This window comes from Providencia sp. PROV129 (assembly GCF_028482245.1).
GTDB classification, from domain to species: domain Bacteria; phylum Pseudomonadota; class Gammaproteobacteria; order Enterobacterales; family Enterobacteriaceae; genus Providencia; species Providencia vermicola.
In genome coordinates, this window is sequence record NZ_JAMPQD010000008.1 from 84,184 (window position 1) to 95,903 (window position 11,720).

An 11,720-nucleotide genomic window follows, 5' to 3' on the forward strand; every position below is an offset into this window, starting at 1 on the left:
AACAAAGTCTATCGATTTGGGGCTATAGCTCAGCTGGGAGAGCGCTTGCATGGCATGCAAGAGGTCAGCGGTTCGATCCCGCTTAGCTCCACCATTAACTTTCTACACTTTCAGCCTGTTTAGCTTCCGATTTAATCCAATTTAAAAATGCTAAAACTTCTGGTTTTTCAATAGATTCCGGTAACATCACTAAATAATACGCGAACCTCGCTGGCCATGGCTTATCAATCACTTGCACTAGCCGTCCTTCTTCGATTTCCTGTATCGCATACTCTTTTGGAACTAAGGCTAAACCTTGCCCTGCAATCGCTGCACGGATCAATAAATAATCATCATCAAATGCACTACCTCGTGTTGCTTGCTTACCATGTTCAATACCATGTGCAGCTAACCATAATGACCAGTCCATTCTGTCATTATCTTGTAAAAGTGGATAATTAAGGCAATCTGCTGGGGTGATAATCGGACTATTAATTGGAAAATTTGGACTCATCACTGGTAATAAAACAGGGGTAATTAACCGCTCACTCACTAAATTTGGGTAATGCCCTAAACCATGGCGAATAGCTATATCGACCCGCTGTTGATGCAAATTAACTAATGTTGAAGAAGCTCCAATATGCACCTCAATTTCAGGATGTGACTGCGTGAACCGCCCTAAACGGGGTACGAGCCATGAGGCGGCAAATGAAGGAACGGTACTGATGTTAATCGTTTTTTCTTTACGAATATTTTCTAGCACATACATTGAACCTTCGATTTGTTCGAATGCCTGCAACAACACAGGGTAAACACGCTGCCCTGCATGTGTTAATTCCATGCTGTGATGGCTGCGTACAAACAATGGCATACCTACCCGTTCTTCTAATAAACGAATTTGCTGGCTAACCGCACCTGATGTGACACCAAGAAAGTGTGCGGCGCGCTTAATACTTTTATGTTTCGCCACTTCGGTGAAAGCTCGTAAAGCAAGTAATGGGAGAACTGGATTCATAGTTTAGTTTTTCTAAATTTATGTTGAGTTAATATGGTTTTATTTTCTTTAGTAGAAAACCAATAATCAAGGTACCAATTCAATCTTAATGATATAGAGAAACGAATACAACTATGCTTGAACTTTATACTGATAGCTCACCAAATGGATTTAAAATAACAATAGCATTAGAGGAACTAAACCTTCCATACCACCTTAATCATATACAAATTTCTCGTGGTGACCATCAGCAACCCGCTTTTTTACAGTTAAATCCTCATGGACGTATTCCTGTTATTTATGATCCACAAACAGAGATTACTCTCTTTGAATCAGCCACAATTTTATTATATCTTGCTGAAAAAACAGGCCAACTTCTTCCTGCTGACCCTAAACAGAAATGGGAAACTATTAAATGGCTACAATTCCATTCTGCCAGTTTAGGGCCGATTATAGGTCAATGGGTAAACTTCGCTATTTTCGATAAATCACCAAAACCAGATATTGTGGAACGCTATTTTAATATGACCCACAAGGCACTCGCGGTATTAGACAAACAACTCGAAAATGCACCTTATCTTGCAGGCTCTGATTACTCCATCGCAGATATCGCTAATTTCGGCTGGTTACACATTGCTCAGGTTATTGCATTCGATTTTAGCCAACACACACATTTAACGAAATGGTATGACCGAGTCGCCTTGAGACCCGCTGTCATGAAAGGAGTCACTCTACCGGCCCCTGCTACAGAAGCCTAATATTGGACAATGACATGAATACATCTCCATTTTTCCCTAAACAAAAAGCACAGCCATCATCGTCCTTTGCATCTCATGTTGGCTATAGTCGTATGTTTTCTCCTAACAAACTTACTGTCGGAATTTTCCTGCCCTTACGCTTCTATCAAGGAGATGCTCAGATATTAAAGAGGCAAATAAAGTTAATCGAACAGATTGATGAATATAATTTTGCTGCAGTTTGGGTGCGAGATATTCCCTTATTCGACCCGTTGTTTGGTGATGCAGGCCAGTTATTTGATCCTCTGACCTATTTGTCCTTTATTGCTGCCAGAACAAAAAATGTTGCATTGGTTACAGGAAGCTCGATTTTTTCATTACGACACCCGATTGATTTAGCCAAAGCGGCCACCACAATTGACCAACTTTCAGGTAACCGGCTAGTAATGGGTATCGCCTCAGGAGATAGAGCTATTGAGTTTCCTGCTTATGGTATTAATTATGAGCAACGTGCAAAAAGATTTGCACAGGTTGTTGATTACTTTAGGCAATTAATGGCTGATGGGTTACTGAATATTCAATCCCCACTAGGTGAGTTAAATCGAGCGCAGCTACTCCCGAAACCAATTACTGGGCAAATACCATTAATCGTCACAGGAGGATCAGGCCAATCCAAACAGTGGATTGCTGATTATTCCGATGGTTGGTTATCCTATCCTGAAGCTACCAGTTATCCAGAAGGCGCTCTTCGTTTAGCTGAGAAAATTGCGGCCTGGCGCGCCCTCATCCCTGAACATGATTTTAGGCCACATATGACAAATGAATGGATTGACCTTGTCGATGATCCTGATTTCCCTCGCACTCCATTACGAGGAGGATTCACTCTACGAACAGGCCGTAACGGTTTGATTCAACTACTCGAAGAATGGCAAGCAGCGGGAGTTAACCATGCCGCGATTGGAATTCAATACTCTGAGCGCCCAGCTTTAGAGGTACTACAAGAAATGGCTGAAGAGGTTTTACCGCATTTCCCTAGCCACCAAGGGATGCAAAGCAGGCTCGTAGACTGGTAGTAATTTTGGCGTCTTCCCTCATTTTGTGGCTGACGCCAAACCTTGATTATTTTGCATCACTGCGCGGTATAACCACCATCAATAGGAATAAACGCCCCCGTTATAAAACTGCTGTCTGTTGATAATAAAAAAGCCACTACATTGGCGATTTCCTCTGTTTTTGCCATCCTCCCCATCGGGTGCGTTGATGCCATCCAATTTTGAGTATCCTGCGGTAACATCGCAATATTCGGTGTTTCTACATAGCCAGGGCCAACCGCATTAATACGGATACCTTTTTGAGCGTTTTCTAAGGCTGCTGAACGCGTTAATCCCAGTACCGCATGCTTTGCTGCGGTGTAAGGTGCTATACCCGCGATCCCTGTTACCCCATTGCAAGCTGATAAATTCACGATAGCTCCCCCACCACTGCGCAAAATCGCAGGAATACTGTACTTCAAACCATGAAATGTTCCTGTTATATCGGTGTCAATCACCTCATGCCATGCTTCTAATGGATAATCTTCGATATTCACACCATGTGGACCTGTCACCCCCGCGTTGTTGACTAAGAAATGCAGTGCACCATATTTCATTTCTACCTGCTCAATCGTTGATTGAAAATCCTTTGCGCTTGCCACATCCATTTTTATTACACTAATACGCTCCCCTGTTGGTGTAATTTCCTGGGCTGCCTGCGTTAGTGCATCTTCATGACGTCCTGTCATTACGACTGTCGCACCCAATGAGTGTAGTTTTTGTGCAATTCCAAAACCGACACCTGTAGATGCCCCTGTTACCAATGCGATTTGATTTGTGAATTGTTGCATAGCCGCCTCAATTATAATTAACTTTAGTTAACTATAATTGATTAACTTTGGTTAATCAATGCCTCGTTTTCTGCCTAGCGCCAAGGTATACTTCAACTGTTGAATAATAAGGAAGAATTTTATGCCTAGTACCCTTGAAGACGCATTATCATTATTGCAATGCACACTTGTTGCTCGCCGTGTCAGTTTCACACCTGAGCAAATTACATGGGGACAATACGATGTACTGGAGATATTGAGGCTTAAAGGTGACTTAACACCAAGCCAGCTAAGTCAATCACTGGGAATTTCACGGCAAAATTTATCGAAGTTTTTGCGGGTATTAAAATCTTTTGAGTTTGTCGAACAATATCAGTCTGAAGAAGATAAGCGGGAATTGATCACCCACTTAACAGAAAAAGGGGCTCATTTTTTACAGCGTGCAGCAACAGGGCGAGCAGAAAATGCATTAAAAGTTAAAGCCGCATTAACGCAGCAAGAACAAGATATCTTTATTCAACTGAGCAAAAAAATTACTGCCGCTTTAGGGCATGAGTGATCTGATCACTTAGCCCGTTTTAATGGCTTTACAAGCCCTTCTAACCCTTCAATTTTTAACCCAAGGGCCATTTCCATTAATTGGCCAAGACGCCCTGGTGGGAACTCTCCTTTCTTATAAAACCAAAGAAGGTATTCCTCAGGCAAATCAATCAAGATACAGCCTTTATATTTACCAAATGGCATATAGGTATTTGCCATATCGATAAGATCTTGCTTTTCCATTCTTGCTCCCATAAAAAAACGGCGTCCTAATGAACGCCGCTCTTAATTTAACACTTTTTTGCGAATTACAATACTAATCCGACAACCGCAGCGGATAAGAAGCTGACTAAAGTTGAACCGTACAGTAATTTCAGGCCGAAACGTGCTACTGTGTTACCTTGTTTTTCATCTAACCCTTTGATAGCACCAGCGATGATACCAATTGAAGAGAAGTTAGCAAATGACACTAAGAACACAGATAAGATACCGACAGAACGCTCAGATAAACCACTTGCAATAGCTTGTAAGCCATCCATTGCAACGAATTCATTTGTTACCATTTTAACTGCCATGATCCCACCCACTTGTAGGGCTTCATCCGCTGGGATACCTAAGATCCAAGCAAATGGATAAAATACATAGCCCAACATAGTTTGGAAATCGATACCGAAAATCGCAGAGAAAATACCGTTAATCATGGCAATCAGAGCGATAAAACCAATCAGCATGGCAGAAACAATAATCGCAACTTTAAACCCTGCAAGAATATATTCACCTAACATTTCAAAGAAGCTTTGGCCTTCATGCAGGTTGCTCATTTGAATGTCTTCTTCACCTTCTGGTGGGTACGGGTTGATTAAAGACAGCACCACGAAAGTACCAAACATATTCAGAACTAATGCTGCAACCACAAAACGCGGTTCCAGCATCGTCATATATGCCCCCACGATTGACATGGAAACAGTCGACATAGCTGTCGCTGCCATGGTGTACATTCTGCGATCAGACATGCGGTTAAGCTGGTCTTTATAAGCGATAAAGTTTTCAGACTGACCTAGCAGCAATGAACTTACTGCGTTGAATGATTCCAGTTTACCCATTCCGTTAACTTTAGATAACACCGTACCGATGATACGAATAACGATCGGTAGAATTTTAACGTGCTGTAAAATACCAATTAACGCAGAAATAAAGATGATTGGGCACAGAACTTGTAAGAAGAAGAACGCTAAATTCCCTTCAATCATGCCACCAAAGATAAATTTTGTCCCTTCTGCTGCGTAACCGAGTAAGTGAGTAAACACCCCCGCCACACCGAGAACAAAAGATTCACCGATATTCGATTTTAAGAACAGATATGCTAATGCAATTTGGATAACAAGTAGTTGAACAACATAACGAGGACGGATCCCCTTACGGTTACTACTTGCTAAAATAGCAAGAGCGGCGATTACTACTAAAGATAAAACGAAATGCAGGATCGAGGTCATATGCGACTCCAACAAATTTAAGAATCAGTCTATGTGCATATTCTATGTAATAGACAACATTTAAATGAGACAGACATCACATTAATATGAAAACAGAGTGGGTGTATTTTGCAGAAAGAAGAAGAGGATCACGTTTTAAATAGCAAAAAAGAGACAGATGACCTTTTCTGCATAGAAATTAAATTCAAAATTTAATTTAGGTCTAACAACCTATCAGTGACTTAGTCACCTCACCTAAGTGAAATAACTAAGCCAAATAGAATATAGTTCACTATTTAGTATTCAGCAAACGAATCAACTCATCCTCATCAATAACTGGAATACCTAACTCATTCGCTTTTGCTAATTTCGAACCCGCAGCTTCACCCGCAATCACCATATCGGTTTTCTTCGAAACACTACCTGCGACTTTTGCCCCCAAAGCCACCAGCTTATCTTTCGCCTCATCACGGGTTAAAATACTCATCGAACCTGTTAAAACCACAGTTTTACCTGCAAATGGACTATCGATTTCTGCACTATTAATCACTTTGACTTCTGGCCAATGAATATTCGCTTTCGTGATTAAATCGTTAATAACTGCCTGGTTATGCGCTTCGTGGAAAAAATTCACCACATGTTTCGCAACCACATGGCCGATATCTTGCACCGTTTTTAAAGACTCTTCATCCGCAGCCATGACCGCATCTAGCGTTGCATAATGTGCCGCTAAATTAGCCGCGGTCGCCTCCCCAACTTCACGGATCCCTAATGCATAAATAAAGCGCGCTAACGTAGTTTGTTTAGACTTTTCGAGCGCATCAATCAGCTTTTGCGCAGATTTTGGCCCCATTCTATCCAAACCCGTCAATTTACCTGCGCTTAATTGATAAAGATCGGCTGGCGTTTTCACATATTCTTTTTCGACAAGTTGATCGATAATTTTATCGCCCATGCCATCAACATCCATTGCACGGCGAGACACAAAGTGTTTGAGTGCTTCTTTACGCTGCGCCCCACAAATTAAGCCACCAGTACAACGGGCAACGGCTTCACCTTCAATACGTTCAATGTCTGAACCACAAACAGGGCACTGGGTTGGAAAGACAATTTCACGACTATCCGCAGGACGTTTATCCGCCACCACACTGACAATCTGCGGGATGACATCCCCAGCACGACGAATAATCACTGTATCGCCAATATGCACGCCAAGACGCTCGATTTCATCTGCATTATGCAATGTCGCATTACTGACCATAACCCCCGCCACTTGGACAGGCTCAAGACGTGCTACGGGGGTAATCGCCCCTGTTCGCCCAACTTGGAACTCAACGTCTTTCAATAGAGTAATTTGCTCTTGTGCTGGGAATTTGAAGGCTGTAGCCCAGCGCGGTGCGCGGGAAACGAAACCTAATTCCTCTTGAATCGCAATTGAATTCACCTTGATCACCACCCCATCGATATCAAACCCTAATTCTGGACGAATTTGTTCGATTTGGTGATAAAAATCCAGTACAGCTTGGTGGCCTTGGCGCAGTTGTACATAGTCACTGACAGGGAGTCCCCACGCTTTAAACAGCTGTAAACGTTCATAATGTGTATCTGGCAATGTACCGCCTTCAACTAGCCCAACGCCATAACAATAGAATGTCAGTGGCCTTTTAGCGGTAATACGCGGGTCAAGCTGTCGCAAAGAGCCCGCAGCAGCGTTACGTGGGTTAGCAAAAACTTTACCGTCGGTTCTACGCGCTTCTTCATTTAGTGCTTCAAACCCTTTTTGTGGCATAAACACTTCGCCACGAATTTCCACACGAGCAGGAATATTATCCCCCATTAAACGCAGTGGAATTGCACGAATAGTACGTACATTTGCGGTAATATTTTCCCCCACCGTTCCATCACCACGAGTAGCAGCTTGCACAAATTCACCATTCTCATACAACAAACTAACCGCCAAACCATCAAGCTTCAATTCACAGCAAAATGTGAGTTCATTATGGTTTTTTAAGCGATCTCTAACCCGCTTATCAAAAGCCAAGTAACTCTCTTCATCAAAAACGTTATCCAAAGACAGCATCGGAATTTCATGGCGCACCGTTTCAAATGCTGACAAAGGTGCAGCACCGACACGCTGAGTGGGGGAATCGCTGGTGATAAGCTCTGGGTTCATTTCTTCCAGTGCCTTCAAGCGTTGCATTAATTTGTCATATTCCGCATCAGGAATTTCTGGGGCGTCCAATACATGGTATTGATATTCGTGATGACGCAGCTGTTTTTTTAATTGGTCGATTTCGTTTTTGGTAGTCATGATCCACTCGTAAAGATAAAAAACCCCCAATCAAGGGGGCTTTGTAAAACGCTTGTTTAATTTAGTGTGTTTCTGATCCGCGCATGATACACCTCTATTTTTTGCGGTGTCAGCATCTTACGCTCATCATCTAGCACCACCCCGCCTGCATCGGATGCAATGCGCTGCGCCGCTTGTAACATCAGTTTAAAGTTTTGGCTCGCATCACCGTAGGATGGCACCATCATAAACATGGAAATACCTGGTGTAGAGAAATCAGCCATGGTTTCAGGGTCAAAAGAACCTGGTTTTACCATATTCGCTAAACTAAACAGCACAGGCCCAGTACCTGACGGGTTCACATGACGGTGGAATATTTTCATTTCACCGAATTGGAATCCCGCTTGAAGAATACTTTGTAGCAAGAGCTCACCTTGTAATTCTTGCCCCTGATGCGCCGCTACATGAAGTACCAGGACTGTCTCCTTGCTATTTGTTGTAGCAGAATTTTTCTGTGGCTCAGTTTTCGTCTCAGTGTGCGGCGGTGTCTGTTCATGATGTATCGGTTGTGTCTCTTCTTGTAGATTGTGGGTGTCAATATGCGGCTCCGATGCATTATGGTGCACGGGTTGAGTATGTATTTCAGGCTCAGCCACAATATCATCATTCATGTTGATGGTGAGCTGCTCTGGCACATGCGGCTCTTGAATACGCTGAACAACAGGCTCATCATGAACAGGCTGCTCTGACGTAGCACTCATTTTAATTTCAGGTTCAACCGACGGTAATGGCTGTATATTAGGTTCAACTTGAGACTCATTTTTTACCGGATATACAGGCTCAGTCGCAGCGGGTTGAACAGGTACCTGCTGAGTTGATTGATTTTCAGTAAATAATGCAGAATCATCATAATTCGATGAATTCTCCTGCGTATCATTTTTTCTACGTTTTACAGGTCTATCGCGAAATAACTTTGAGCGCTCTTTACGGCTGGTCCATAAACCATGCAGTAATAAAGCGACAATCGCTATCGCACCTACGACCACTAATATTAGACGCAAATCCTGCATCGCTGCTATCTCTAGTTGATGAATGAAAGTGCCATCACGGCGGAAACTACCTTAAGATTATTTCTCAATTGCTCTAAGTGCAACCCTCAGAACGATTTTCTTACAAGAAAGAGAATATTCCGCTTTCGTTTGCTGCTTTTTTAAGCAAATAATGGCTAGTCAGCCTAAATTCATATCTATATGATACAAGGTCAACCGAAAAGGAGAGAACAAGAAGTATGACCCAATCGACATTTTCGCCACAAAAAGACCACTCTGGTTTTTATTATTTTACACAAGGGTGGCGACTCGTTACACGTCCTGGCATTAAACGTTTTGTGATTTTGCCCCTATTAGCAAACATTCTTTTCTTAGGAGGCGCATTTTGGTGGTTATACAGTAAGCTTGGTGGCTGGATTGACCAAGTGATGAGCTATGTTCCTGATTGGTTACAATGGCTTAATTATCTTATTTGGCCTGTTGCTTTGATTTCTATTTTATTGGTATTCACCTATTTTTTTAGCACCATTGCCAATATCATTGCAGCACCATTTAATGGTTGGTTATCCGAAAAACTCGAGGCAGAACTTACGGGGAAACCCGCGCCAGACACTGGTATGGCTGAGTTATTAAAAGATGTTCCGCGGATGATCAAACGTGAGTTTGTGCGTATTGGTTACTATTTACCACGGGCAATTGGCTTATTAATTTTATTTTTAATACCTGGTATTGGCCAAACTGTTGCCCCCATCTTATGGTTCCTATTTGGTGCATGGATGATGTCAATCCAGTACTGCGACTACCCTTTTGATAACCACCGTGTTGGTTTTAGTGAAATGAAGCAAGCTCTTGCTAAAGATCGCATAAAAAACATTCAATTCGGAGGTGTGGTCAGCTTGCTGATGATGGTGCCGTTTATCAACTTAGTCATCATGCCTGTTGCCGTTTGTGGTGCAACATTAATGTGGGTTGACCGCTATCGTAGCCGCTACGCACGTTATTAATCTCTCTTTGCGCAGGTTTAATCGCCTGCGCAGTTACCTATTTTCTTACGCTATTCTGCCTTGTTGCCCATTCTTTAGAACTATTGGATCTAAAATAGCCTTTTGTTATAAGCTTAGACCTAAATCATATTTGCATTAATCTGTTCTTCACGTATGTTGAATCCATACCCTATTTTATAGTGAACGCCAAATACTGTTTACTGGCTAACCGATTTTAAAAGGATACCCCATGAGCAAAATTTATGAAGATAATTCGTTGACCATTGGCCACACCCCACTTGTTCGTTTAAAACATTTTGGTAATGGCAATATTTTGGCAAAAGTGGAATCTCGTAACCCAAGTTTCAGCGTTAAGTGCCGTATCGGGGCAAACATGATTTGGGATGCAGAGAAAAAAGGTATCCTGAATAAAGACAAAGAGCTAGTAGAGCCAACCAGTGGTAACACGGGGATTGCTCTCGCTTATGTTGCAGCAGCAAGAGGTTACAAATTAACCTTAACGATGCCTGAAACAATGAGTATAGAGCGCCGTAAGCTATTAAAAGCATTAGGCGCTAATCTCGTGCTGACCGAGGGCGCTAAAGGGATGAAAGGGGCGATTGCTAAAGCAGAAGAAATCGTCAATAGCAATCCCAAAAAATATCTTCTGTTACAACAATTTAATAACCCTGCCAACCCTGAGATCCATGAAAAAACCACGGGTCCAGAAATTTGGGAAGACACGGATGGCAATGTCGATGTCATCATCGCAGGCGTTGGTACAGGCGGAACTATCACAGGTATTGCACGCTATCTGAAAAAGACCAAGGGTAAAGATGTGACCATCGTTGCCGTTGAACCTGAAACTTCTCCAGTGATTACTCAAGCGCTAGCAGGTGAAGAAATCAAACCAGGCCCACACAAAATTCAAGGTATCGGCGCAGGTTTTATCCCTGGTAACTTAGACCTCACACTGCTAGATAAAGTGATTCAAATCAGCGATGATGAAGCAATTAAAACTGCACGTGAGTTAATGGAAAAAGAAGGTATTCTCGCAGGGATTTCTTCAGGTGCAGCGATTGCAGCAGCAACAAAAATTGCCGCAGACCCTGCTTACACAAACAAGAATATTGTCGTGATTTTACCGTCTTCTGGTGAGCGTTATCTCTCTACTGTCTTGTTCGCGGATATCTCTGCCGAGTAGCATACTTTCGTTACACAATCGTTAAAAAAGCACCTCAAAGGTGCTTTTTTTGTGGCACTGATCAAAGTTTAGCACGGATAGGGATGATTTCTAATCTGGGGTTTAGTATTAAACATAGTAATTATTTCGCACCTCAAAATTAATCAAATTTTAGTCAAATGAACGTGCCTATTTAGATGTTTTTCGACTAACCTAATCATCGTTATTTTGAGGATGAAAAGTAAAAAGGATTGATACCGCACAAAGTAGGAAACCTTTTTACAAGTTAATAATCTAACTTATACGCAAACCTAGTCTATTTCATCTACAATTGGCTGGGTAATTAAAAAAACTAAAGATATTGAGGAAATACTATGTTCCAGCAAGAAGTCACTATTACAGCACCAAACGGTTTACATACTCGTCCTGCCGCGCAATTTGTGAAAGAAGCAAAAGCATTCACTTCTGATATTTCTTTGATTTCTGGCGGTAAATCTGCGAGTGCAAAAAGCCTGTTCAAATTACAAACCTTAGGTTTAACGCAAGGTACTGTTGTGACCATCTCCGCAGAAGGCGAAGATGAAAAAGAAGCGGTTGAATATTTAGTTAAACTGATGGGCGAACTGGAATAA

At 42.1% G+C, this 11,720-nt stretch carries 12 protein-coding genes and 1 tRNA gene; 7 read left to right on the forward strand and 6 right to left on the reverse strand.

The window, feature by feature from the left end; genetic code table 11:
• The first annotated feature begins 18 nt into the window (after window positions 1–18).
• Window positions 19–94, forward strand: a tRNA-Ala gene (locus PSF27_RS05420).
• On the opposite strand, the gene PSF27_RS05425 is transcribed toward PSF27_RS05420, so the two are convergent.
• Complete coding sequence (locus PSF27_RS05425) at window positions 95–994, reverse strand: LysR substrate-binding domain-containing protein (RefSeq protein ID WP_272681039.1); 900 nt, start codon at window positions 992–994, stop codon at window positions 95–97.
• Between the two features lie 113 nt (window positions 995–1,107).
• On the opposite strand from PSF27_RS05425, the gene PSF27_RS05430 reads away from it, so the two are divergent.
• Both PSF27_RS05430 and PSF27_RS05435 read left to right on the forward strand, forming a co-directional pair.
• Window positions 1,108–1,731 (forward strand): glutathione S-transferase family protein, encoded by a 624-nt coding sequence (locus PSF27_RS05430; RefSeq protein ID WP_272681040.1) that lies wholly within the window; start codon window positions 1,108–1,110, stop codon window positions 1,729–1,731.
• Window positions 1,732–1,745: 14 nt separating this feature from the next.
• Window positions 1,746–2,783: an LLM class oxidoreductase gene (locus PSF27_RS05435; RefSeq protein WP_272681041.1), complete on the forward strand. Its 1,038-nt coding sequence runs from the start codon at window positions 1,746–1,748 to the stop codon at window positions 2,781–2,783.
• A gap of 56 nt (window positions 2,784–2,839) precedes the next feature.
• On the opposite strand, the gene PSF27_RS05440 is transcribed toward PSF27_RS05435, so the two are convergent.
• Window positions 2,840–3,592 carry an SDR family NAD(P)-dependent oxidoreductase gene (locus PSF27_RS05440; protein WP_272681042.1) on the reverse strand — a complete coding sequence of 251 codons (753 nt, stop codon included), beginning with the start codon at window positions 3,590–3,592 and terminating at the stop codon, window positions 2,840–2,842.
• A 121-nt stretch (window positions 3,593–3,713) separates the two neighbouring features.
• Between PSF27_RS05440 and PSF27_RS05445 the strand changes: the two genes are divergently transcribed.
• Entirely contained in the window at window positions 3,714–4,130 is a 417-nt protein-coding gene (locus PSF27_RS05445; protein WP_206082427.1) for a MarR family transcriptional regulator, read from the forward strand.
• A 5-nt stretch (window positions 4,131–4,135) separates the two neighbouring features.
• Here PSF27_RS05445 and PSF27_RS05450 read toward each other — a convergent pair whose 3' ends face one another.
• The 4 genes from PSF27_RS05450 to zipA all read right to left on the reverse strand — a co-directional run bounded on the left by PSF27_RS05450 (window position 4,136) and on the right by zipA (window position 8,943).
• A complete protein-coding gene (locus PSF27_RS05450) occupies window positions 4,136–4,354 on the reverse strand; it encodes a DUF3820 family protein (protein ID WP_206082428.1) in 219 nt (72 codons plus the stop codon).
• 65 nt (window positions 4,355–4,419) lie between these two features.
• Window positions 4,420–5,604, reverse strand: coding sequence for a NupC/NupG family nucleoside CNT transporter (locus PSF27_RS05455; RefSeq protein ID WP_206082429.1), 1,185 nt, complete (start codon window positions 5,602–5,604; stop codon window positions 4,420–4,422).
• A 271-nt stretch (window positions 5,605–5,875) separates the two neighbouring features.
• The gene (ligA, locus tag PSF27_RS05460; RefSeq protein ID WP_206082430.1) at window positions 5,876–7,894 is read right to left on the reverse strand and encodes an NAD-dependent DNA ligase LigA; all 2,019 of its coding nucleotides are present in this window, start codon (window positions 7,892–7,894) and stop codon (window positions 5,876–5,878) included.
• Window positions 7,895–7,950: 56 nt separating this feature from the next.
• Entirely contained in the window at window positions 7,951–8,943 is a 993-nt protein-coding gene (gene zipA, locus PSF27_RS05465) for a cell division protein ZipA (protein WP_206082431.1), read from the reverse strand.
• Window positions 8,944–9,161: 218 nt separating this feature from the next.
• On the opposite strand from zipA, the gene cysZ reads away from it, so the two are divergent.
• From cysZ to ptsH, 3 genes are all read left to right on the forward strand, one after another.
• A complete protein-coding gene (gene cysZ, locus PSF27_RS05470; RefSeq protein WP_206082432.1) occupies window positions 9,162–9,926 on the forward strand; it encodes a sulfate transporter CysZ in 765 nt (254 codons plus the stop codon).
• A 229-nt stretch (window positions 9,927–10,155) separates the two neighbouring features.
• Window positions 10,156–11,109 carry a cysteine synthase A gene (gene cysK, locus PSF27_RS05475; protein WP_206082433.1) on the forward strand — a complete coding sequence of 318 codons (954 nt, stop codon included), beginning with the start codon at window positions 10,156–10,158 and terminating at the stop codon, window positions 11,107–11,109.
• Window positions 11,110–11,462: 353 nt separating this feature from the next.
• Window positions 11,463–11,720, forward strand: a complete 258-nt coding sequence (gene ptsH / locus PSF27_RS05480; RefSeq protein ID WP_047756382.1) for a phosphocarrier protein Hpr — start codon at window positions 11,463–11,465, stop codon at window positions 11,718–11,720.

Excerpts from the sequence above, each read along its gene's own strand:
- PSF27_RS05425 (WP_272681039.1), bottom strand. The coding sequence starts at position 994 with ATGAATCCAGTTCTCCCATTACTTGCTTTACGAGCTTTCACCGAAGTG.
- PSF27_RS05430 (WP_272681040.1), top strand. The coding sequence starts at position 1,108 with ATGCTTGAACTTTATACTGATAGCTCACCAAATGGATTTAAAATAACA.
- PSF27_RS05435 (WP_272681041.1), top strand. The coding sequence starts at position 1,746 with ATGAATACATCTCCATTTTTCCCTAAACAAAAAGCACAGCCATCATCG.
- PSF27_RS05440 (WP_272681042.1), bottom strand. The coding sequence starts at position 3,592 with ATGCAACAATTCACAAATCAAATCGCATTGGTAACAGGGGCATCTACA.
- PSF27_RS05445 (WP_206082427.1), top strand. The coding sequence starts at position 3,714 with ATGCCTAGTACCCTTGAAGACGCATTATCATTATTGCAATGCACACTT.
- PSF27_RS05450 (WP_206082428.1), bottom strand. The coding sequence starts at position 4,354 with ATGGAAAAGCAAGATCTTATCGATATGGCAAATACCTATATGCCATTT.
- PSF27_RS05455 (WP_206082429.1), bottom strand. The coding sequence starts at position 5,604 with ATGACCTCGATCCTGCATTTCGTTTTATCTTTAGTAGTAATCGCCGCT.
- ligA (WP_206082430.1), bottom strand. The coding sequence starts at position 7,894 with ATGACTACCAAAAACGAAATCGACCAATTAAAAAAACAGCTGCGTCAT.
- zipA (WP_206082431.1), bottom strand. The coding sequence starts at position 8,943 with ATGCAGGATTTGCGTCTAATATTAGTGGTCGTAGGTGCGATAGCGATT.
- cysZ (WP_206082432.1), top strand. The coding sequence starts at position 9,162 with ATGACCCAATCGACATTTTCGCCACAAAAAGACCACTCTGGTTTTTAT.
- cysK (WP_206082433.1), top strand. The coding sequence starts at position 10,156 with ATGAGCAAAATTTATGAAGATAATTCGTTGACCATTGGCCACACCCCA.
- ptsH (WP_047756382.1), top strand. The coding sequence starts at position 11,463 with ATGTTCCAGCAAGAAGTCACTATTACAGCACCAAACGGTTTACATACT.